Annotated in this window: 17 protein-coding genes; 3 read left to right on the top strand and 14 right to left on the bottom strand. The window is 75.2% G+C overall.

The genetic code is table 11. From position 1 onward, the window contains the following. Nucleotides 1-45: 45 nt before the first annotated feature. The 6 genes from ACFVXH_RS39085 to ACFVXH_RS39060 form a co-directional block, all read right to left on the bottom strand. On the bottom strand, nucleotides 46-1,293 hold the full coding sequence (locus ACFVXH_RS39085) for a hypothetical protein (RefSeq protein ID WP_387830938.1): 1,248 nt from the start codon (nucleotides 1,291-1,293) through the stop codon (nucleotides 46-48). A gap of 65 nt (nucleotides 1,294-1,358) precedes the next feature. After that, nucleotides 1,359-1,898: a SigE family RNA polymerase sigma factor gene (locus ACFVXH_RS39080; protein ID WP_117487808.1), complete on the bottom strand. Its 540-nt coding sequence runs from the start codon at nucleotides 1,896-1,898 to the stop codon at nucleotides 1,359-1,361. A gap of 143 nt (nucleotides 1,899-2,041) precedes the next feature. Continuing rightward, nucleotides 2,042-3,292: a type VII secretion-associated serine protease mycosin gene (mycP, locus tag ACFVXH_RS39075; RefSeq protein ID WP_387830935.1), complete on the bottom strand. Its 1,251-nt coding sequence runs from the start codon at nucleotides 3,290-3,292 to the stop codon at nucleotides 2,042-2,044. Nucleotides 3,293-3,375: 83 nt separating this feature from the next. Beyond that, a complete protein-coding gene (locus tag ACFVXH_RS39070; protein WP_049657362.1) occupies nucleotides 3,376-3,666 on the bottom strand; it encodes a WXG100 family type VII secretion target in 291 nt (96 codons plus the stop codon). Between the two features lie 120 nt (nucleotides 3,667-3,786). After that, entirely contained in the window at nucleotides 3,787-4,092 is a 306-nt protein-coding gene (locus ACFVXH_RS39065; RefSeq protein WP_063780319.1) for a WXG100 family type VII secretion target, read from the bottom strand. A gap of 185 nt (nucleotides 4,093-4,277) precedes the next feature. Then, entirely contained in the window at nucleotides 4,278-5,960 is a 1,683-nt protein-coding gene (locus ACFVXH_RS39060) for a type VII secretion protein EccB (RefSeq protein WP_049657366.1), read from the bottom strand. A 186-nt stretch (nucleotides 5,961-6,146) separates the two neighbouring features. Here ACFVXH_RS39060 and eccE point away from each other — a divergent pair, with 186 nt between their 5' ends. The 3 genes from eccE to ACFVXH_RS39045 all read left to right on the top strand — a co-directional run bounded on the left by eccE (nucleotide 6,147) and on the right by ACFVXH_RS39045 (nucleotide 10,662). Next, on the top strand, nucleotides 6,147-7,580 hold the full coding sequence (gene eccE / locus ACFVXH_RS39055; RefSeq protein WP_079272941.1) for a type VII secretion protein EccE: 1,434 nt from the start codon (nucleotides 6,147-6,149) through the stop codon (nucleotides 7,578-7,580). Next, the gene (locus ACFVXH_RS39050; RefSeq protein WP_380780982.1) at nucleotides 7,580-8,347 is read left to right on the top strand and encodes a hypothetical protein; all 768 of its coding nucleotides are present in this window, start codon (nucleotides 7,580-7,582) and stop codon (nucleotides 8,345-8,347) included. Before eccE ends, ACFVXH_RS39050 begins: the two co-directional genes overlap by 1 nt. Nucleotides 8,348-8,481: 134 nt before the next feature. Continuing rightward, entirely contained in the window at nucleotides 8,482-10,662 is a 2,181-nt protein-coding gene (locus tag ACFVXH_RS39045) for a MinD/ParA family protein (RefSeq protein ID WP_387830932.1), read from the top strand. Nucleotides 10,663-10,752: 90 nt separating this feature from the next. Here the strand turns inward: ACFVXH_RS39045 and ACFVXH_RS39040 are convergent, their stop codons facing one another. The 8 genes from ACFVXH_RS39040 to ACFVXH_RS39005 form a co-directional block, all read right to left on the bottom strand. Beyond that, nucleotides 10,753-11,697: a bifunctional riboflavin kinase/FAD synthetase gene (locus ACFVXH_RS39040; RefSeq protein WP_074006407.1), complete on the bottom strand. Its 945-nt coding sequence runs from the start codon at nucleotides 11,695-11,697 to the stop codon at nucleotides 10,753-10,755. A 65-nt stretch (nucleotides 11,698-11,762) separates the two neighbouring features. Continuing rightward, nucleotides 11,763-15,410 carry a serine protease gene (locus tag ACFVXH_RS39035; protein ID WP_387830930.1) on the bottom strand — a complete coding sequence of 1,216 codons (3,648 nt, stop codon included), beginning with the start codon at nucleotides 15,408-15,410 and terminating at the stop codon, nucleotides 11,763-11,765. Between the two features lie 190 nt (nucleotides 15,411-15,600). Continuing rightward, nucleotides 15,601-16,530 (bottom strand): tRNA pseudouridine(55) synthase TruB, encoded by a 930-nt coding sequence (gene truB, locus ACFVXH_RS39030; RefSeq protein WP_074006405.1) that lies wholly within the window; start codon nucleotides 16,528-16,530, stop codon nucleotides 15,601-15,603. A 35-nt stretch (nucleotides 16,531-16,565) separates the two neighbouring features. Next, on the bottom strand, nucleotides 16,566-17,669 hold the full coding sequence (locus ACFVXH_RS39025; protein ID WP_387830928.1) for a bifunctional oligoribonuclease/PAP phosphatase NrnA: 1,104 nt from the start codon (nucleotides 17,667-17,669) through the stop codon (nucleotides 16,566-16,568). A 2-nt stretch (nucleotides 17,670-17,671) separates the two neighbouring features. After that, nucleotides 17,672-18,112 (bottom strand): 30S ribosome-binding factor RbfA, encoded by a 441-nt coding sequence (gene rbfA / locus ACFVXH_RS39020; RefSeq protein WP_049658664.1) that lies wholly within the window; start codon nucleotides 18,110-18,112, stop codon nucleotides 17,672-17,674. 153 nt (nucleotides 18,113-18,265) lie between these two features. Beyond that, complete coding sequence (locus ACFVXH_RS39015; RefSeq protein ID WP_030289887.1) at nucleotides 18,266-18,562, bottom strand: DUF503 domain-containing protein; 297 nt, start codon at nucleotides 18,560-18,562, stop codon at nucleotides 18,266-18,268. A gap of 148 nt (nucleotides 18,563-18,710) precedes the next feature. Next, nucleotides 18,711-21,848 (bottom strand): translation initiation factor IF-2, encoded by a 3,138-nt coding sequence (gene infB, locus ACFVXH_RS39010; RefSeq protein WP_387830925.1) that lies wholly within the window; start codon nucleotides 21,846-21,848, stop codon nucleotides 18,711-18,713. A 229-nt stretch (nucleotides 21,849-22,077) separates the two neighbouring features. Continuing rightward, nucleotides 22,078-22,371 carry a YlxR family protein gene (locus ACFVXH_RS39005; RefSeq protein ID WP_074006403.1) on the bottom strand — a complete coding sequence of 98 codons (294 nt, stop codon included), beginning with the start codon at nucleotides 22,369-22,371 and terminating at the stop codon, nucleotides 22,078-22,080. Nucleotides 22,372-22,420 lie beyond the last annotated feature (49 nt).

Below are 22,420 nucleotides of genomic sequence, written 5' to 3'. Positions count from 1 at the left end.
GGGCCCCGGGCCTCCCCCAGGCCCGGGGCACCGCCGTCTCCCGCGCTACTTCTTCGGCGTCCACTGCGGGCTGGTGGCGACCGCCCGCAGCTCCGCCTCGGTCAGCAGCGGATCGCCCTTCGACACCAGCGTGACCAGGACCTCCACGCCGTCCGGCCGCATCGCGTCCACGACCTGCACCCCCTTCGGGACCTTGGCCGCCGCGCCGCGTGCCAGGAGCCTCGTCCCGTCCGGCAGGGTCTCCGCGCCCTGGTACGCCTCCGGCCCCGGCCGGTCGTCGGGGGCCTTCGCCCAGTTCTCGACCGTCAGCGTCAGGGTCCCGGTCCGCCCGCCCCCGGCCAGCTCGAAGTCCGCCCGCAGGTCCCGGCTCCTGCGGTCGGTCACGGTCACCCCGGCGGGCAGCAGCCCGGTCAGGACGGACTCGCGGTCCTGCAGCGACAGGCCCGGGTCGATCGCCTCGGTGTCGACGCCGTCGAACCTGAGGGCCGCGACGACCCGGTTCCAGGACGGGTCCGTGACGACGGCCTTCAGCTGGTCCGGCGTGAGCGGCGGGTTGGGCCGGCTGTCCGGCGCGTCCTTCTCCTGGGGGGAGTTCCACTCGCTGAGGCCGATCAGCCCGCCGTCCGGACGGGCCACCGAGGCGCGCCACTCCTTGGTGGTGGCCCGGTGGTCCGGGTACTCGTAGCCCTGGGTGAGCATGAGCTTCGACCCGTCCGGCAGCACGGTGACGGCGCAGGAGTCCAGCGAGGCGAGCTTGAGGTCCGTCGGGCAGGTCTGCGGCTGGACGTCCTTGGGGCGGTGCTTCTGGATGCTGAGGCCCATCAGCGACCGGCCCTGGCCGTCGTCGAACACCAGGTTGGCGTCCGCGTACATCCCCTTGTTCTCGTCGGTTCCGTGCCCCTTCGCGTCGGACACCTGGCCCTTGGGCAGCAGGGCCTGGAAGGTGGCGACCACCTCGTCCCCGGTGATCACCACCGGGGCGGAGGACTTCACCGAGGTCGGGGTGGCCGAGGCGGTGGCGCCGTCGCCGCCGGCGGTGGCCGCCGGGGCGGAGGCCGCGCTCACCGTGCCCGCGTCCTTCGTGCCCGGGAAGCCCAGGTACACCGCGCCGGTGCCCACCAGGGCCAGCGCGGCCGCCCCGCCCACCACGGCGGCGGTCGAGCGGCGGCGCCAGCGGCCGCGGCCGCGCCGGTAGCCGCCCGCGACCAGGTCGGCCCGGCCGGGGCGGAAGCCTTCGCCCGTACGGGTGAGGGCATAGAGAAGATCGTCCTCGAACTTGTCCGGTTCGGACATGGGTGTTCACCGTCTCCTTGCGTCGCGGGTGGTGGTGAGAGGTACCGGGCGGTCGGCGGCCGGCCTCAGCGGGCGGCGAGCTCGGCCAGCGAGTCGCCGAGCAGGGCGCGCAGCCGGGCCAGGGCCCGGGTGGTGCGGGTACGGACGGCCCCGGAGGAGACCCGCATGGCCTCGGCGGTCTCCTCGACGCTGCGGTCCTCCCAGTAGCGCAGCACCAGGACCGCGCGGTCCTTGGGCGGCATCCGGCCGAGCGCGTCGAGGAGGGTCAGCCGCAGCGTGCGGTCGGCGTCCTGCCCCTCCGGCTCCGGCAGGGCGTCGCTGGGGCGCTCGCCGCTGGAGCGGCGGCGCTGCTGGGCGAGGAAGGTGCGCACCATCACGGTGTGGGTGTAGGCCGCCGGGTTGTCGATCCGGCCGCGGCCGGTGAAGGCGCTGCGCCGCCACAGCACGTACATCCGGCTGAGGGCCTCCTGCACGAGGTCCTCGGCGTAGTGGGTGTCGCCGCTGGTGAGCAGGCACGCCGAGCGGTACAGGTGGCCGGTCCGGCCGGAGACGAGTTCCAGGAACTCCGCGTCCTTGGCCTCCCGGCCCGCCCCGATCCACCCCATGCGCCCTGCCCCCCGCGGTCCGCCGTCCCTGACACTTCATCGATGCGGCGGGCGGGCTGCGGTGTTACAGGGGTTCCGGCGGTTCTTCGACGCGCCGGCCCGGTCGGACCCCGAGCGGGCGGGGGTCGGACGTGAGTCGGGCGTCAGTCGGCGGACTTGCGCCGGTGGTCGCGCAGCACCGTGCCGCCGCCGATCAGCAGGGCGACCAGCAGCGCGCCGACGCCGAGGACGTACGTCGCGGTACGGCCGTCCCGGTCGGCCTGGGTCTCGCCGAGACCCACCGGGCGCGGCACGATCGGCGCGGCGGCGAGCTGCACCGGGGCGTCCGGGGTGGGCGCGAAGGGCGCGTCGTCGGGAGCCTTGGTGACGGCCCTGACCGGGTCCACCACGCCCCAGCCGGTGAAGTTGTCCGGCTCGCGCTGGGTGCGCTGCGCGGTCTGCTCGATCCAGGCCCGCACCTGGGCCGCCTTCCAGTTCGGGTGGGCGCTCCACAGCAGCGCGGCGAGCCCGGAGACGTACGGGGCGGCGAAGCTGGTGCCGTTGTCCACGCACTGGCCGCTCCCGGGCACGGTGGACAGCATGTCGACACCGGGCGCGGCGACCTTCACGAAGCCGCCGTACTGGGAGAACGGCGCGCGCTCGTTGTTGCGGTCGGAGGCGCCGACGGCCAGCACGGTCGGGAAGGCGCCCGGGTAGGTGTCGCCCTCCTTGCCGTCGTTCCCGGTGGAGGCGACCACCACGATGTTCTTCGCCTCGGCGTAGTCGACGGCGGCCTTCAGCTCCTGGTACCCGCCGAAGCGGGCGTCGCCCGCGCCGCGCACGTCCTGGGAGATGTTGATGACCTTGACGCCGGGCTGGTCGGCCGCCTTCCTGATCGCCGTGACCAGGGTGGAGACGTCGCCGTTGCCGTCGCTGTCGTTCTGCCGGATCGAGAAGATCCTGGCGTCGGGGGCCAGTCCGACGAAACCGGTGGTCTTCCTGGGGCCGGCCGCGATGATCCCGGCCACCTTGGTGCCGTGGCCGACCGGGTCCTCGATGGACTTGCCCGGGATCGCCTCCTTGGTCTCCCGGTTGACCAGCAGGTTGGGGCCCTCGTCGACCTTTCCGCTCAGCTGCGGGTTGTTGACGTCCACCCCGGTGTCGATGACCGCGACCGTCACGCCCGCGCCGGTGGTCTTCCCGCCCTGCCACAACTCGTCCAGCAGCAGGCGCTGCAGCGACCACGGCACGGTCGGCACGTCGGGCGCCGGCTTGGGGCAGTCGCCGGCCGCGGCCAGTCCGGGCCCGCCCTCGGCGTACGCCGGGGCGGCGAGCGGGCCGCCCAGCACCGCGAGCGCGGCGAGCGCCGCGGCCGCCTTCCGGTACCCGTGTCGGGACACCCTGCCACCCCTCATGTCGTCCACCCGTGTCGCGCGTCGGGGGCGGGTGCCCGGAATCCGGGTACCCGCCCCCTGCTGTTCCCTACGGAACCCGAACGTCAGCCCCAGAGCTTGGCGTTGGCGTCCTCGGTCGTCCGGTAGCTCTGCGCGGCCTGGTCCAGCGAGGTCGCGATCTGCGTGCAGGTCTTCTGCAGGTCGGCGGCGCGGGCGTCCCACTGGGCCTGGTGGGCCTGGTAGCCCTCCTGGGCCGCACCCTGCCAGCTGGAGGCGATGCGGGTGACGTTGCCCTTGAGGTCGTTCAGCAGGTGGTCGATGCGGCTCGCCGAGGCCTTGACCTCCTCGGACGCGTGGTGAACGGTCTCGAAGTTGACGAGAATGTGGTCGGACACGTTGTCTCCCTAGACGAGGGTGCGGAGCGCCACGCGGTCAGTGGCGGGCGCTCCGCGGAGCGGTGGATCGGGACAGAACGGCGGTCGGCGCGGGTGCGACGATCAACGCGGAAGCGGTGATCAGCCCTGGGCCGAGGAGAACATCGCCTTCTGCTCCTCTTCGGTGCTCGCGTAGTGCTTGGTGGTCAGCTCGATCGCGTGCTTGATCGCGGTCAGCGACTCCTTCAGCTTCGCGATGTCCTCGTTGACCCGGTTCTGCAGGGTCGTGTAGGCGCTCGCGGCCTGGCCCTGCCAGCCGCCGGTGATGCCGGAGACCGTGCTGATCAGCTTGGTCCGCTCGGCCTCGATCTTGCCGATGGCCTCTTCGATCTGCTTGGCGAACGCCAGCATCTCCTGCGCCGTCATCGTGAACTGACCCTGAGCCATGCTCCACCGTCCCCCATGAGACAACATTTTGCGTGCACGGAGGGCCCGCGAGGGGCCCCACCGTGCCATCACCCGTGTGATGTCCAGCAGCACTGTAGTCGGCACACGCAGCTCGCCCAACACCGAGCACAGAGTAGTTACCAGACCATGACACTGCGGCCAATTCGGTTGCCGCGCTTGGCCGGTCAGGCGTTCTGCGGCTGGGCGGCGCTCTTCGCGGTCAGCGGCGGACCGGCCGGAACCAGGTTCGACCACTCCTTCGGCACCGGCAGCGGCTGGACCCCCTGGTAGCCCAACCGGGCCTGGTTGCCGCCCGGTTCCTCCTGCTGGCCGGGCTCCTGGGACGGCGCCCCGGGGGCCGGCGTGGCCGTCGGCTGCGGCGTCGGCTGCTTCGGCGGGGCGCTCTGGCCCGGCTGCGGCGAGGCCGTGGGACGCTGGCCGCCGTCACCGTTGGACGGGACGGAGTAGCGCAACCCGGTCTCGGTGATCAGGAAGTCGGTCCCGGAGCCGGCCGCCGCGTGGTCCAGCGAGCGGTAGAACAGCCCGTGACCGGGGGTCACGTACGCGGCCCCGGCGCCGTTGTTGTACGGCGCGGGGTACGTCGTCCCGGCCCAGACGCTGCGCTTGGCGGTGGCCCCGTCCGCGGCGACGCCGTCGTAGGTGCTGCACACGACCATCCGGGCGTCCTGGCGGTCCTGCCAGTTGTTCACCGGCGCACCGGTCTTCAGCGGCCAGTCCGGCGCGGTGCCCTTCAGCGCGACGTCGCCGCCCCACTGGGCGTTGTCGGCCGGGATCATCTCGTCGCTGCGCGGCTTCTTGTCCTGGTCGTACTTGTAGAGCATCTGGTACGCCGGGTTCTGCCGGATCAGCTCCGCCTGGAACGGGGTGACCAGGAACAGCTGCTCCTTGCCGACCACGTAGTGGCGGTCCTGGTAGTGCACCAGCCGGCCGACCCGGCGGTCGGCCTGGTTGCCCAGCTCCACCTTGGAGTTGGCGCCCTGGCTGTCGGCCACGCCCTCGACCTGCGGGAAGGTGATCGGGGTGGCGGTCACCAGGGTGTCCAGCCAGTCCCGCTTGACCCGCTGCGGCACCGCGTTGGGCCCGAACACCGCGGTGATCAGCGCCTTGCGCTCCTTGTCGTCCGACTGCGGGGTGCCGATCTCGTGCTTGCGGCCCTGCGCGTCGACCAGGAACACCGCCGCACCCGAGGCGGCCGGCTGACCCGCCGCCGGCGCGGCCGAGATCTGCTGCTCGTCGGCCTGCTGCACCAGCATCAGCTGGTCCGGGCCGAGCATCCGGTCCTTGGCCGCCAGCGCCGTCGCGTCCGCCCCGGCCGCCACGAACACCGCCTGGTTGACGGTCTCCTGCTTGTCGTCCGAACCCGGGCGGTCGCACACCGCCCACTTCATCGGCTTGTTCGCGTTGTCCGTGGTCGGCAGCTTGTCCGGCGCGTACGGGATGCCGATCGTCGGCCCGTGGTTGGGGTAGCGGTCGAGCACCCCGTCGTCCACCACCACGACCTTGGCGCCCGCGGGCAGCACCAGCCGCGCCGAGGACATGTTGAGGACCTGGTGCAGCCGCTTGGTCTTGTTGTCCTGGTCGGTGAGCACCACGTACCGGGTCGTCGACTGCTTGCCCTGGATGATGTTCTTGCCGTCGTCCCACTTCACCGGCGCACTCGGCTTGAAGACCCCCCAGAGCCCGAAGCCGGCCACCACCACCGCCCCGGCCAGCACACTCGGCAGCACCGCCTTCACCGGACGCGGCGCGTCCTCGTCGCTGCCGCCGCCGGCGGGCAGCAGGAAGGCGCCCACCGTGCGCTTGCGGGCGAAGGTGTACGCGTTCAGCTCGTCCCGGCGCGATGCCATACCTCGTCGTCCCCCTAGTCAGACGTTGTCGGGCGTTGTCAGACCGACCTGCCCCGTGGTCACCCGCCGGGCACGAACCGGCGCGAACCCTCTACGATGCGGCAGCAGACGGTGAGTACGGTACGGGTACGGTCCGCGACACAGCCAGCCGGGCCGCGAGAACGGATCAGAGAGGGCCACCGGGGGATGCCAAGCCAGACCGCTCCAGGACGCCGCCGCAGTGCGGGCGGCGGGAGGGCGCGCCGGGCCGGCCGGGCGCAGCACAGCACGCCGACGGCCGAGACCGGGACGGGGACAGGACCGGGGACGGGGCCCGACCGGCCGCAGCCGACCGGCACCGGGGGCGGCGGCGCCGTCCAGGTCCGGATCAACCCCCGACCGGGGCTGCTCGGCGGGCGGTTGAAGCTCCAGCAGCTCGTCCTGGTCGAGGTCGCGGCGGCCCTGGTCGCCGTCGGCTGGACGATCAGCCGGACGGTCGCGGCCGGCTTCGGCGCCGTCGCGCTGGTGCTGCTCGTACTCGCCCTCCTCCCGGTGCGCGGCCGCACCGTCCCGGACCTGCTGCGGGTCCGCGCCGCCCTCAAGTCCCGCCGCAGGCAGGCCCGGACGCTGCTGCCGCCGGCCGGCACCGACCCGGCGCTGGCGCCCGCGCTGGAGCTCGAACCGGGGCTGCGCACCTGCACCCACGCCACCGAGGCCGAGTTCGGCGGCCGCCCGGTCCGCCGGGAGACCGGCATGGTCGGCGACGGGACCTTCCTCACCTCGGTCCTGCTCGTCCAGGCCAAGGACCAGCCGCTGCGCCCGGTGCGCACCGCGCTGCCGCTGCCGCTGGACGTGGTCTGCTCGGCGCTCACGGTGGACGACATCACCCTGGAGTCGGTGCAGCTGGTCCAGCACACCCAGCCCGCCCCCGCCCAGCACCTGCCCGAGCAGTCGCTGGCCGCCCGCGCCTACCGCGAGCTGCCGGACGGCACCTCCACCCCCGGACTGCGGCTGACCTGGGTCGCGCTCAAGCTCGACCCGGAGCGCGCGGCGACCGCCGTCCGGGCCCGCGGCGGCGGCGAGGAGGGCGCCCGCAAGGCGCTGCAGCGGGTCACCGACCAGCTGGCCGGTCGGCTCAACAGCGCGGGCTTCAACGCGACCGTGCTGGACGAGCGCGAGCTGATCGCCGCGCTGGCCATCGCCACCTGCGCCAACCCGATCGCGGTGGCCGGCCGCCAGGGCACCGGCAGCGGCGGCGGCACCACCCGCCGCACCCAGGAGGGCAACCGGTTCTGGCGGATCGACGACCGCTGGCACACCACGTACTGGATCTCCCGCTGGCCGCAGCTCAGCCGCCCCGGCGGCGCCCCCGGCCGGATCGCCGCGCCGGACCTGGTCAACCTGATCACCGGCTCGCCGGCCCTCGCCAGCACCTTCAGCCTGACCGCCGGGCACGGCACCGGCGGCTCGGTGACGGTCAGCGGGCACCTGCGGGTGACCGGGCGCAACGAGAGCGAGGTCGGCCAGGTCGGCCGCCAGGTGGAGACCCGGGCCCAGAGCACCGGGCTCGGCCTCGTCCGGCTCGACCTGGAGCAGGCCCCCGGCATGCTCGCCACCCTGCCGCTCGGAGGGGCTTCCTGATGGCGTACCAGACCTACCCCACCGTCGGCCCGCAGCCCGGCGCCGAGCAGCGCCGGACCAGGCCGCGGCTCCTGCCCGGCTTCGGACTGCGCGGCCCGCGCCGGGAGAAGCACGTCCTGGAGGCGGCCGACCTCGCGGCGCTGGCCTTCCCGGTCGGCGACGACGGCGTGGTCATCGGCGTCGACCCGCAGGGACTGCCCGCCGTGCTCGGCCTGTTCCGCCCGACCTCGTACGACCTGGTGCTCGTCGGCGGCATGTGGACCGCGCAGGTCATCGCGCTGCGGGCGGCCGCGATCGGCGCCCGGGTCGCGGTGGAGACCGCCCGCGGGCAGCTGTGGGGCCCGCTGGCCCAGGCGGCCGGCGGCGGCCAGCCCTGCGTGACGGTCCACCAGGTCGGCCGGCTCGGCCCGCAGGGCGCCTCGGTGGCCTCGCCGGTCCTGGTGGTGCGCGACCTCGGCGCCCGCCCGCCGCGCAGCCGGCTCTCCGCCGCGCCCTGGCAGACCACCCTGACCCTGCTGCCCTACCTGGGCCCCAACGCCTCCCGGGTGCTGAACGCGGCCGACCTGGTCGGCGTGCAGCGGATCTCGCCGCAGGAGGCGGAACTGACCGGCCGGGTGCTCTCGCTGCCCCCGGAGGACGTGGCCGCCCTGCCCACCCTCGGCGACGACCTCACCCTGTGGGCGACCCGGATGCGGCGCCAGTACGTACGGGCCGTGGCCGGACAGGCCGAACAACAGGTGCTCGGCGGGCCGCGCCGGATGGACTGAGCAGCGGCTCGCCGCACCGGGCGGGCCGTCGGGGAACCGAAGCCGCCTTCAACGGGGGTTGCCGTACGGCCTAGTCTTTGATGCGGCAACGGCACCGCTGAACAAGCGGCGGCGAACACGAGGGAGCCAGAAAAGTGAGCAGCGATCGGGACGGCGTCTACGTCGGCGACAACGCGGCGGAGGACGACGACGACTGGTCGGACGCGCCTGACTACACTCCCCCGTCCTGGTACGTGCAGACGGAGCCCGCTTCGGCTCCGGCCGCTGGGGCTCCGGCCGCTGGGGCTCCGGCCGCTTCGGCTCCGGCCGCTGGGGCTCCGGCCGCTGGGGCTCCGGCCGCTTCGGCTCCGGCCGCTTCGGCTCCGGCTGCCGGGGCTCCGGCCTCGGCCGACGCCCCGGTGCCCGCCGCCGCCGCTCCGGCGCAGGCCCAGCAGGCCCCGGCGCAGCAGGCCGCTCCGGAGCAGCGGCAGGCCCAGGCTCCGGTGCCCGGCCAGGCCGCCGCCCCGGCGGCGGAGGCCGCGCCGGCCGCCGTCCCGGCCCCGACGCCCGCTGCCACGCCCACGCCCGCCGCGCCGGTCCCGCCGGTGCAGGCCGAGGCGCAGCACGTCCCGTTCCCGGCGGCCGCCCCGGCTCCGCCGGTCGCCGAGCAGCCGCAGGCCGGTGCCCCGGCCTGGCCGACGCCGGAGGCCGCGGCGCAGCAGCCCGCGCCGCAGCCGTACCCGGCGCCCGCCCCTGCTCCCGCGCCCGTCGCGCCCGCGCAGCCGCAGAACTTCGCGCAGCCGCCCGTCCAGCAGGTCCCGCCGCAGCACCCCCAGGACCCGTCGGCTTCCTGGGACCCGCAGGCCGCGTGGGCGGCCCAGCAGGCCCAGCAGGCCCAACAGCCGCAGCAGCCGCAGCACGCCGCCGCCCCGCAGCCCCCCGGCCCGGTGGACCCGCGCCAGGGCGGCTGGCCGCAGCCCGCCGCGTACCAGCAGCCGGTCCCGCCGCAGCCCGGCCCGCAGGCCCAGCCCGGCCCGCCGCTGCCGGGGCAGCCGCTGCCCGGCCAGCCGTGGCAGCAGCAGCCGCAGGCCCCGCAGCCCAGCGCGTTCCAGCAGGCCGCCGCCCCGCAGCAGACCGCGCACGGCGCGCCGCTGGGCTACACCGCCGCCGTCGAGCTGTCCTCGGACCGGCTGCTGCGCAGCCAGCCCAAGCAGCAGCGCCAGCAGCCGCGCTTCCAGTTCGGCGGCAAGGCCGCGGCGGCCGAGAAGGCCCGCAAGCTGGAGATCATCCGCACCCCGGTGCTGAGCTGCTACCGGATCGCCGTGATCAGCCTCAAGGGCGGCGTCGGCAAGACCACGACCACCACCGCGCTCGGCGCGACCCTGGCCAGCGAGCGCCAGGACAAGGTGATCGCGATCGACGCCAACCCGGACGCCGGCACCCTGGGCCGCCGGGTGAAGCGCCAGACCGGCGCGACCATCCGCGACCTGGTGACGGCCATCCCGCACCTGCGCAGCTACATGGACATCCGTCAGTTCACCTCGCAGGACCTGAACTCGGGCCTGGAGATCCTGGCGAACGACGTCGACCCGGCGGTCTCGACCACCTTCAACGACTCGGACTACCGCCAGGTGATCGACGTGCTGGGCCGCCAGTACCCGATCATCCTGACCGACTCCGGCACCGGCCTGCTGTACAGCGCGATGCGCGGAGTGCTGGACCTGGCCGACCAGCTGATCATCGTCTCCACCCCCAGCGTGGACGGCGCCTCCAGCGCCTCGACCACCCTGGACTGGCTCTCCGCGCACGGCTACGCGGACCTGGTCCAGCGCAGCATCACGGTGGTCTCCGGGGTGCGCGAGACCAGCAAGATGATCAAGGTCGAGGACATCGTCGCGCACTTCCAGACCCGCTGCCGCGGCGTGATCGTGGTGCCGTTCGACGAGAGCCTGGCGGCCGGCGCCGAGGTCAACCTCGACATGATGCGGCCCAAGGTCCGGGAGGCCTACTTCGAGCTGGCCACCCTGGTCGGCGAGGACATCATCCGGGCCCACCAGGCCGCCGCCGCCCAGCAGGCCGGCTGGCAGCAGCAGGCCCAGGCCGGCTACCCGCAGCCGGGCGGCCCCCAGCCGTACGCCGACCCGCAGCAGCAGGCCCAGCCGTACCCGCAGCAGGCCGGCCAGCCCGCCCCCGGGGCGCCGTGGGCCCCGCAGCCCGGCCAGGCCCCGCCGCCCCCGCCCGGGTACGGCTACCCGCAGCAGCCCGCCCCCGGGGCGCCCTGGCCGCAGCAGCCGGGGCCGGGCTACGGCTACCCGCCGCCCCCGCCCCAGCAGTGACAGCGACGGAAGGGGCCCACCGACCTGGTGTCGGTGGGCCCCTTCCGTCGTTCTGCGACGCCTCGGACGCTGTCGCTCGGATGCCGTCGCTCAGATGCCGTCGGTCAGCTCGCGGGCCCGCTTGACGTCGTCGGCCATCCGGTCCAGCAGCGCGTCGATGGAGTCGAACTTCTCCATCCCGCGCAGGTAGGCCAGGAAGTCCACGGCCACGTGCAGCCCGTACAGGTCCAGGCCGACCCGGTCGATGGCGTAGGCCTCCACGGTGCGGGTGGTGCCGTCGAAGGTCGGGTTGGTGCCGACCGAGATCGCCGCCGGCATCCGCTCGCCGTCGGCGGTCAGCCAGCCCGCGTACACGCCGTCCGCCGGGATCGCGCTGTGCGGCACGGTGTCGACGTTGGCGGTCGGGTAGCCCAGGTCGCGGCCGCGCTGCGCGCCGCGCACCACCACGCCCTCCACCCGGTGCGGACGGCCCAGCACCTCGTTGGCGCCGGCCATGTCCCCGGTCTCCACCAGCCGGCGGGTCAGGCTGGAGGAGAACGGCTCGCCGTCCCCGGCCGTGCCGCACACCTGGAGGTCGACCACCTCAACCTCGAAGTCGTCCGCCCGGCCCAGTTCGCCGAGCAGCTCGACGTTCCCGGCCGCCCGGTGCCCGAAGCGGAAGTTGGGGCCCTCGATGACGACCCGCGCGTGCAGCGCGTCCACCAGTACCTGCCGGACGAAGGTCTCCGGGGACTCCTGGGAGAACTCGGTGGTGAACGGCAGCACCAGCACCGCGTCCACGCCCAGCTCCGCGATCAGCTCGGCACGGCGCGGGTGCGGCGCGAGCAGCGGCGGGTGGCTGCCCGGGCGGATGACCTCGCGCGGGTGCGGGTCGAAGGTCACCACGACCGCCGGGACGCCCAGTTCGCGGGCCCGCTCGACCGCCCGCCCGATGATCAGCTGATGTCCTCGGTGCACCCCGTCGAACGAGCCGATGGTGACGACGCTGCGTCCCCAGTCCCCGGGGATCTCCTCCAGGCCACGCCAGCGCTGCACCTGACCGCTCCTTGTTCCGTACGGCGCGTACCCTCTGTACGCTCAAACGCTCAAAACCCGAACCCCTATAGCGTGCCATGCGCCTGCCCCGGCTCAGGCACCGGAATACGGGTTGAGCCCGCCGAGGGCCCCGCGGCCCGCCCGGAGACGGCCCGCTCGGCCTCCGCGGCGGCGTACTGCGGGTCCCGTCCGGCCGCCGCCAGGGCCCGCATCCGGGCCAGCCGGGGGCCGTCCGGGGCGGTCGGCGCGGCCCCGGACGGCCACCGGGCGAGCAGCCGGGCGAAGGCCGCCGACCGCCCGGCGCAGCGCACCAGCAGCTCGTCCGCGCCCGGCAGCCCGGTGCCGGCCCGGGCCAGCACCGCCCGGGCCCGGGCCGGGTTCTCGGCCGCGCAGTGCTCGGCGAGCCGCTCCACGGCGACGGTCAGCACCGCCGGGTCGGTCTCGGCGGTGAGCAGGGTGTCCAGCAGCTCGCAGCGCAGCGCGTCCGCCGCCGGGTCGGCCACCGGGACGGACAGCACCTCGGCGAACGGCCGCCGGACGGCCGCGCTGCGGGCCGCCAGCGCGGCGCCGATCAGCACCCGCAGCTCCAGCCGGTCGGCCGGGCCGGCGGCGGCTCGCGCCAGCCGGCGGCCGAGGTAGTCGACGGCGACCGGGCCGGCCAGCCGCGGGTTCCCGCGCAGCAGCCCGGCGGCCAGCTCGGCGCCCCGCCGCACGGCCGCCGGGGCGGTGGCGTCGGCGAGCACCCGCAGCGTCTCGGCGGGCGCCGCACCGGGGGCGGCCGAGCAGTCGGCGAAGGCCGCCAGGACGGGTTCCGGGTCGCTCTCCAGGGCCGGGGCGAGCGCCCGCGGGGTGAGGAAGGCGTCGCCGCCGGCCCGCAGCAGGGCGAGCGCGGCCGGCAGGTGCTCGGCCCGGGTCGCCGGATCGCCGACCAGCAGCGCCAGCGCGGCCCCGTGCAGACCGGGCTCGTCCTCGCGGGCGAGCAGGGTCAGCGCGGTGTACCGCAGCAGCTCGACGCCGGCCCCGGAGGCGTACGGGGCGGTCCGCAGCGCGTGCACGGCCGCCGCGACGTGCCGTTCGGGCCGCCGGTCGTGGCTCCAGCGGTCCACCGCGCGGCAGAGCGCGGACGGCTCCTCGGCGGCGAGCACGGTGAGCAGCGCGTCCGCCCGCGGGTGCGCGGCGGCGGCCAGCGCGTCGGCCAACTCGTCCAGGGCGAGCCGCCGGTGGGCGTACAGCAGGTCGTGGGCGAGGTCGGCGACGGTGCGCCCCGGGCGGCCCGGCAGGCCGCGCGGGTCCTCGAACCAGGCACAGAGCAGCGGGAACACCCCGACCGGGTCGGCGCGCAGCCGCTGGGCCACCACGGCGAGGAAGCGCTGCCCGGGGCCGTCGGCGGCCACCAGGCCGCGCAGCAGGGCGAGTTCGGCCTCGACGGGCAGGCCGAGGCCGGTCCAGAAGGCCGGCCCGAAGCGGCCGAGCCCGGCCGCCGGGAGCGCCACCGCGCCCGTCCCGCCCGCCCGTTCGGCGATCCGGGCCGCCATCTGGTCGAGCAGTGCCCGGTGTTCGGCCGGGTCCGGGCCTGCGGCCAGGCCCTCGGCGAGCAACCGGGCCGCCCACCAGGCGGGTTCGCTGCCCGGCGGGCGCAGGTCCAGGGCGCGCCAGATCCGGTGCAGCCACGGGTCCAGGGCGCCGGCGCCCCAGGTCTCGGCCACCCGGCGCAGTGCGGCGGCGACCGGGCCGATCCGGTGCCGGGGGACGGCGTCCGCCCCGGCGGCCGTCTCCGCCGTCTCCGCCGCCGGGTGGCCGCCGGGCTCCGCCGGCTCGTCGGCGGGCCACGGCGGGGTGTCCTCGGCCTCGCCGAGCAGCAGCCGCAGCGCCGCGTCCAGGTCCAGGTGCCGGCCCTGCAGCCAGTCCGCGAACTCCCCGTGCGCGAAGCGGAACCCGGGCCCGGCCGGGACGAACAGGCCCTCGGCGAGCACCGCCGTGGCCCAGCCGCCCTCGACCGGGAACAGCTCCTCGAAGGCGGCCCGGTCCAGCCCGCCGCCCGACCGGCCGCCGAGCATCCGCCGGGCCGCCTCGTGCACCCGCCCGGCCACCGCCGCCGCGAGCCGGCGCACCCGCCGGTGCCGCGGCCCGGCCGGCCGCACCGCGCCCCGGCGGTGGGCGCCCGGGCGGCGCGGCCGGCCGTCCTCGGCCAGCCGCTGGGCCACCCGCAGGCAGCGCAGGTCCAGGAAGGCGTCGAACAGCTCGCCGCGGCGCACCGGCCCGTCGCGCAGCCCCTGGGCCCACAGCTCCCCGGCCAGCCGGACGGCCAGCGGGTGCCCGCCGTCCCCGGCGGCGGCCGGGTGGCCCGGCGGCAGCCCGTACCGGCGGCGCACCCGCTCGGCCGCCTCGGGGGGCAGCGGGCCGAGCCGCTGCCCGGCCAGGCTCGGCCCGTCCGGGCCGCGGCCGTCCATCCGTACGGTGGGGGCGCTGCCCAGGTCGCCGTCCGGGTGCGGTTCGGCGGTACGGCGGGGGCCGGGCGTGCCGATCCCCCAGGTCTCGGCCGCGAGCCGCTCCCAGAGCTCCTCGCCGCAGGCGGTGACCAGCCGGGCGCCGCAGCCGGTCAGCCATTGGCCGGCGCCGCGCAGCCAGCGCGCGTCCACCGCCAGCGGGGCCTCCTCGGGGCCGTCCAGGACCACCAGCAGGGGCCGGCCCGCCGCCGCGCACAGCGCCGCCACCGGCTCCGGCGCGGGCGCCGGGGTGCCGAGTCCGGCCGCGGCGGCGGCCAGCGCCCGCTCCAGCGGCTCGGCGAGCGAGCGGTCCCCGGCCCGCAGGTCGGCGCCGCGCAGCCAGAGGGTGGGCAGCGGGTGGGCGCCGCCGTGCCGGCGGGCGGCCAGCGCGGCCAGTTCGGTGGTGCGTCCGCTGCCGGGGGCGCCGACCAGCGCGGTGACGGTCGCGGCCGGCTCGTCCCCGGCGAGGCCGTCCGGCCGGTCCACCCGGTCGGCGGCCAGGTCGGCCACCCGGGCCGGCCCGGCACCGGCGGCCGTCACCTGGGCGGCGGTCAGCCGCAGCACCCCGGCCAGGTTGAGCGCCGGGCCGTAGCCGGGCACCGCCGCCGCGTTGCTCGCCAGCAGCCCGGCCAGCACCCCGGCGGCCGCCGTCCCGTCCCCGGGGCCCGCTCCCACCGCCACGGCCGGCAGCGCCCCGCCGTGCCGGGGGTCGCGCAGGGCGGGCGCGGCCAGCGCGACCACCGCCCCGCTGCGGGCGTCCAGCACCGGCGAGCCGGCCGGCACCGCGACCCCGCCGACCACCGGCACGTCCAGCAGCAGCACCCCGCCCAGCCGGTGCCCGCCGTACGCCGCGCCGGTGACCCCGAGCAGCCCGCAGCGCAGCGCGACCACCCGGCCGTCCTCCCCCGCCAGCGCGGGCAGCAGCACCTCGTGCCCGGCCGCGACGGCGGCCAGCGGCAGCGGCGGCACCGGCAGCCCGCCGACCGCCTCGGTGCGCAGCAGGGCGAGCCCGTGCCCGGGCAGCGGCAGCACGGTGTCCGGGCCGAGCACCCTGGTCTGCCCGCCGGGGGTGTGCAGGACGACCCGGTCCAGTCCGGCCACGCTCTCGTGTGCCGTCAGCACGCCCCCCTGCGGGTCGGCGACGAACCCTAAGCCGTGCAGCCGCCCGTTGAGGTCGCGGATCCGCAGCAGGTACCGCCCCGGATCGCCCTCCAGAAACCCCGGCATCCCATGCCCCCTCGACCGTCGCTCGCCCGCCGCCCGGAGCCTGCCCGCGCGGGAGGCGGTCCGACCGCGCCCGCGCCGCTCACCACGGGCGTTCACTCCGCGCGCTCCCTCGTGCGGGTGAAAGGGGGTCCGGGAACGGGGAAGCCCCCGTCGGGACGATTCCCGACGGGGGCTCCGAACAGCGGGGGCGTCAGCCGACGAAGACCGCGACCGGCTTCGCCTGCCCGCCCTTCTCCTCGACCAGCGCGAGGAAGCGCCCGTCCGGCCCGAACACCGCGATCGGCCCGTCCACGCCCATCCCGGGCGCCTTCAGCCGGGCGCCGTGCGACAGCTTCTCCGCCGAGGCCTCGTCCAGGTCCCAGCGCGGGAAGGCGGCCGCCGCGGCCTCGCCGATCGGCAGCACCTCGAGACCCTTGGCGGACTCGCCGGTGACGTCGGCCTCCAGCTGCTCCAGGGTGCGCGCCGACTCCACCCCGTACGGCCCGACCCTGGTGCGCCGCAGCGCGGTCAGGTGCCCGCCGACGCCCAGCCCGGCGCCCAGGTCCCGGGCCAGCGCCCGGATGTAGGTGCCGGAGGAGCACTCGACGGTGACGTCCAGGTCGATCACCGGCGTGCCGTCCTCGGCGACCGCCGCGCGCTGCCCGTGCACGGTGAAGGAGTGGATCGTGGTCGGCCGGGCCGCGAGCTCGAACTCCTCGCCCTCGCGCACCCGCGCGTACGAGCGCTTGCCGTCGATCTTGATCGCGCTGACCTTGGACGGCACCTGCATGATCTCGCCGGTGAGCGCCGCGATCCCGGCGTCGATCGCCTCCCGGGTGACGGCGTCGGCCGGGGCCGAGGCGGTGACCTCGCCCTCGCGGTCGTCGGTGACGGTGGTCTGGCCGAGCCGGATGGTCGCCTCGTAGGTCTTGGCGGTGAGCATCAGGTGGCCGAGCAGCCGGGTGGCCCGCTCGACGCCGATCACCAGGACGCCGGTGGCCATCGGGTCCAGGGTGCCGGCGTGCCCGACCTTCCGGGTCCCGGCCAGCCACCGCAGCTTGGCGACGACCCCGTGCGACGTGATGCCCTCAGGCTTGTCGACGATCACCAGGCCGTCCGGGCCGGTGCCTTTGCGCTTCATCGGGTTCTTTCTCTCAACAACAACAGCAGAGATGATCAACGTACCGGTCGCAGGGCGCCCCGGAACCGCTCGACCACCGCGGCCACGTCCTGCCGGACGCTGAATCCGGCCGCGAAGACGTGCCCCCCGCCGCCCAGTTCGGCACAGGCCGCGGCGACGTCCACCGCGCCCTTGGAACGCGAGGAGCCGCGCAGCGTGCCGTCCGGGTCCTGCTTGAGCACCAGCGCCACCTCGGCCTCGGCCGGGCGGCGCAGGATGTCGATCAGCCCCTCGATCTCCTCGACCGTGACGCTGAACAGCGCGAGGTCCTGGTACGGCACCCAGGTCCACACCAGGCCCAGCCCGTCCGCCGCCTCCGGCTCGTAGACGGCCCGGTCGAGCGCGCCCGCGAGCACCTTGAGGTAGCCGAAGGAGGAGGTGTCCCACAGCTGCCGGGCGATCAGGTCGTGCCGGATGCCGGTGGCCAGCAGCCGGGCGGCCAGCTCGTGGGTGGCGGGCGTGGTGGCCCGGTACTTGAACGAACCGGTGTCGGTGGCGACACCGGTGTAGAGGCAGGTGGCCAGCTCCTGGTCCAGCTCCACGCCGAGCCGGCGCAGCAGTTCGTCGACCAGCACGGCGGTGGCCGGCGCGGTCGGGTCGATCAGCTGGTGGGTGCCGAAGCCCGGGTTGGAGGCGTGGTGGTCGAGCACCACCAGGACGGGCGCGGCGAAGGCCTTGGCGTGCAGCAGGCCGAGCCTGCTCTCCGCGGCCACGTCGAAGCAGAGCACCAGTTCCGGCACGTCCGGCACCTCGACGGCCGGCACGATCAGCTCCTGGCCGGGCAGGAAGGCCAGCGACTCGGGCACGACCTGCGGGTCGTCGCCGAAGGAGACCCGCACCTGCTTGCCGAGCGCCCGCAGCGCCAGCGCCGCCGCCAGCGAGGAGCCCAGCGCGTCGCCGTCCGGGCAGATGTGGCAGATCAGGTCGATCGAACGGGCCCGCCCGATCTCCGCCACCACCTGCTGCCAGAGCAGCTCGAACCCGCTCTCCTCGGCGCGCGGGCCCGGAAGCGCCACGGGGGCGTCCTCCACCGTGCTGGTGGAGGACGCCCCCGTGGTCGATCCGGCTCGCGAGGCGGCCTGCGCCGGCTCACCCGCCATGACTACTCGTCCTCGTCGTCACGCTCGGCCGCCGGAACCCGGTACGGGTCCGCCTCGCCGGCGTAGCTCGCCCCCGCGGCCCGGGTGCGCACGGCGGCGTCCGAGTTGCGGGCCCGGTCGAGCAGGTCGTCGATGTTCCGGGCGTTGTCCGGCAGCGCGTCCGCGACGAAGGTCAGCGTCGGGGTGAAGCGCACCCCGATCTTGCCGACCTCGGAGCGGATCACGCCCTTGGCGCTCTCCAGCGCGGCCGCGGTGGCCTCGCGCTCGGTCTCGTCACCGAAGACGGTGTAGAAGACGGTGGCCTCGCGCAGGTCCCCGGTCACCCGGGTGTCGGTGATGGTCACGAACCCCAGTCGGGGGTCCTTGATCCGCCGCTCCAGGGTCTGGGCGACGACCACCTGGATGCGGTCGGCGAGCTTGCGCGCCCTAGCGGTGTCGGTCACGTTGCCTCCTCGTGCAATGGGCCCGGTACCCGGGAGAACTGCGCACCCGTCGGGGCCCACGCCCCAAAGTACCGGCCCGCGCCCGGCCTTGCGGGCGCTCTCGGTCCTGATCCGTGTGAGAACGGCGACTTCCGTCGGCCGGCTCCACGGTCCTCATTCGTCGTCGTCGTTGTGGTACCGCCTCCTCGCGGAGAGGAGCTGTACCTCGGGGCGGCCGGCGACCAACCGCTCACAGCTGTCCAGGACCTCGGTGACGTACCCGGCTTCGCCGGAGACCACCGCGAGGCCGATCTCGGCCCGGCGGTGCAGGTCCTGGTTCCCGGTCTCGGCAGCGCACACGCTGTACTTGCGCTGCAGTTCGGCCACGATGGGCCGCACGATCGAACGCTTCTCCTTGAGCGAGTGGACGTCGCCCAGCAGCAGGTCGAAGGTGAGTGTTCCCACGAACATGTATGACAGGTCTCGCCGACCTGGAAGGCCTCGGGGAGCAGCCCGGAAACGGGCTGGCGCCACTGTGTGACTACCCCGGACCCTACACAGCGAGACCGGGGCCGGTCGACGGAAATACCACCCGTCGACCGGCCCCGGCTGACACCGACTAGGCGCGCGGCTTCTCGCGCATCTCGTAGGTCTCGATGATGTCCTCGACCTTGATGTCGTTGAACGACCCCAGGGTGACACCGGCCTCGAAGCCCTCGCGGACCTCGGTCGCGTCGTCCTTGAAGCGGCGCAGACCCTCGATGGTGAGGCTCTCCGCCACGACCTTGCCGTCGCGGATGAGGCGGGCCTTGGCGTTGCGGCGGATGATGCCGTCGCGGACCAGGACACCGGCGATGTTGCCGAACTTGGAGGAGCGGAAGACCTCGCGGATCTCCGCGGCGCCGAGGCGCACCTCCTCGTACTCCGGCTTGAGCATGCCCTTGAGGGCGTTCTCGATCTCCTCGATCGCCTGGTAGATGACCGAGTAGTACCGGACGTCCACGCCTTCCTTGTCGGCCGCGGCGCGCGCACGGCCTTCGGCCCGCACGTTGAAGCCGATGATGATGGCGTCCGAGCCCATCGCCAGGTCCACGTCGGACTCGGTGATGGCACCCACACCGCGGTGCAGGACCCGGAGCTCGACCTCCTCGCCCACGTCCAGCTTGACGAGGGCGTCCTCGAGGGCCTCGACCGAACCGGAGACGTCACCCTTGATGATGAGGTTGAGCTGCTCGATGGAGCCGGCGGCGATGGCCTTGTCCAGGTCCTCCAGGGACACCCGGACCCGACGCTGCGCGAAGGCGGCGTTGCGGTCGCGGGCCGAGCGCTTCTCGGCGATCTGACGGGCGGTGCGGTCCTCGTCGACGACGATGAAGCTGTCGCCGGCGCGGGGCACCGAGGTCAGACCGAGCAGCAGCACCGGACGGGACGGGCCCGCCTCGGCGAGGTTGTTGCCGTTCTCGTCCAGCATGGCGCGGACGCGGCCGTAGGCGTCGCCCACGACGATCGAGTCACCGACGCGGAGGGTACCGCGCTGGACCAGGACGGTCGCCATGGCGCCGCGGCCCTTGTCCAGGTGGGCTTCGATCGCAATACCCTGCGCGTCCTGCTCGGGGTTGGCCCGCAGGTCCAGCGAGGCGTCCGCGGTCAGGACCACGGCCTCCAGCAGCTGGTCGATGTTCAGGCCCTGGCGCGCGGAGATGTCGACGAACATGGTGTCGCCGCCGTACTCCTCGGCCACCAGACCGAACTCGGTCAGCTGACCGCGGACCTTGGTCGGGTCGGCGCCCTCGACGTCGATCTTGTTGACGGCGACCACGATCGGCACACCCGCGGCCTTGGCGTGGTTCAGCGCCTCGACCGTCTGCGGCATGACACCGTCGTTGGCCGCGACCACCAGGATCGCGATGTCGGTGGACTTGGCACCACGGGCACGCATGGCGGAGAACGCCTCGTGACCCGGGGTGTCGAGGAAGGTGATCGGGCGCTCTTCGCCGTTCACCATCGTCGCCACCTGGTAGGCACCGATGTGCTGGGTGATGCCACCGGCCTCGCCGGCCACCACGTTGGACTTGCGGATCGCGTCCAGCAGGCGGGTCTTACCGTGGTCGACGTGACCCATGACGGTGACGACCGGCGGGCGCGGGGCCAGCTGGTCCTCGTCGCCCTCGTTGGCACCGAAGTCGATGTCGAACGACTCCAGCAGCTCGCGGTCCTCGTCGTCCCGGCTGACGATCTCCAGCTGGAAGCCCATCTCGTCCGCCAGCAGCTGCAGCGTGGCGTCGGAGACCGACTGGGTCGCGGTGACCATCTCACCGAGGTTGAACATGACGGAGACGAGCGCGGCCGGGTTGGCGTTGATCTTCTCCGCGAAGTCCATCAGCGAGGCGCCGCTCGACAGGCGAACGGTCTGGCCGTTGCCGCGAGGCAGCATCACACCGCCGACGGACGGGGCCTGCATGGCCTCGTACTCCTGGCGCTTCGCCCGCTTCGACTTGCGACCGCGAGCCGGGCGACCGCCCGGGCCACGACCGAAGGCACCCTGCGTGCCACCACGGGCACCCGGGCCACCGGGACGACCGCCGAAGCCGCCGGGACGGGGGCCGAAGCCGCCGCCACCACCGGGGGCGCCGCCACCCGGACGCGGACCGCCGAAGCCGCCGCCACCGGCCGGACGCGAGCCCGGACCGGCCGGACGACCCTGGAAGCCGGGACGGGCACCGCCGGCGCCGCCCGGACCACCCGGACGGCCACCGGGGCCACCGGGACCACGGCCACCGGGGCCCGGACGCGGGCCGGCCGGACGCTGCGGCATCATGCCCGGGTTCGGGCGCGGCATGCCGGACGGGGACGGCGCGCCGGGGCGCGGACCGGCCGGACGCGGCATGCCGTCGGGACGCGGAGCGCCACCCGGACGGGGGGCACCGGCACCCGGGGCACCCGGACGCGGAGCGCCACCGGGACGCGGCGCACCGGCACCCGGAGCGCCGGCGGGACGCGGACGGTCGCCACCGGGACGCGGCGCACCGGCACCCGGGGCACCGGCGGGACGCGGACGGTCGCCGCCCGGACGCGGACGGTCGCCACCCTGGGCACCACCCGGACGCGGAGCACCGCCCTGACCACCCTGACGGCGGTCGCCGGGGCGGCCCATGCCGGTGGCGCTACCCGAGGTGAACGGGTTGTTGCCCGGACGCGGACCGGCCGGACGCGGGCCCGGACGGGCACCGCCGGAGGCCTGGCCACCACTCGGGCGCGGGGCCTGGGCGGCGGGACGCGGGGCCTCGGCCGGAGCCGGCGAGGAGAACTCGGCCGCGGGCGCGGCCGGAGCCGCCGGAGCGGCGGGACGCGCGGCCGGGCGCGGGCCCGGAGTCGGCGCGCCCGGCTTCGGGGCACCCGCTCCGGCCGCGGGGGCCGCAGGGGCGGCGGCCGGCGCGGAAGGCGCGGCGGCAGCCGGGGTCGGACGGGGACCAGGGGTCGCGCTGGGGCGCGGACCCGGGGTCGGAGCGCCCGGCTTCGGGGCACCCGAGCCGGCCGCGGGGGAGGGCGCCGCGGGCTTCCGCGGGCCCGGCTTGGCAGCGGAACCACCACCGGTGGGGGCCACACCAAGCGCGTCAGTCAACTTGCGTACGACCGGCGCCTCGATCGTCGAGGACGCCGAACGGACGAACTCGCCGAGCTCGGTGAGCTTGGCCATGACGGCCTTGCTCTCCAAGCCAAGCTCCTTGGCGAGTTCATAAACCCGGACCTTAGCCACTTCACTCCTGTCTATGAGTCCGGGGGTCTCGTCCGCCGGACTGTCGCTACTTCATGGGCGTACCCATCGCGTACTCATCGCGTACTCATCGAGAGCTCATCGCAATCTCGACCTACTTCCACATCGCGAGGTACCTGACTGGTGGCACGGCGCGCGGCTGCCCGAGCGCTGTGCTTGTTGCGGTGGTTCTCCGCCGCGCGAGCGGCGAGTGTCGCGGGAGGCCGCCCGGCTAGGGGGCTCCGCCCACCAGCTCCCCGATGAACCCGCGGAGCCGCTCGGTGTCGAGCGCGCCCTGGAGCCGGAAGGCCCGGGGGAACGCCCGACGGCGGACCGCGAGGTCGAGGCAGGCCGGATCGGGGTGCAGGTGAGCTCCCCGGCCCGGGAGTGCGCCGCGGGGATCAGGGACGCACTCGCCCTCGACCGCCGTGACACGCAACAGCTGGTGCTTGGCCGCTCGCTTGCGGCAGCCCACGCAGGTGCGTTCCGGGCGTGCTCGGACATGCGTCCGGCCAGACGAAGGCAAGTCTACCCCTCCGAAGCGACATGGCGCCGCCCCGCCGATCCCGGAGGAC

It is taken from the genome of Kitasatospora sp. NPDC058184 (assembly GCF_042883725.1).
Classification (GTDB): domain Bacteria; phylum Actinomycetota; class Actinomycetes; order Streptomycetales; family Streptomycetaceae; genus Kitasatospora.
The sequence above is the reverse complement of the archived record's forward strand: the minus strand, read 5'-3'. Positions and strand labels throughout refer to the sequence as shown.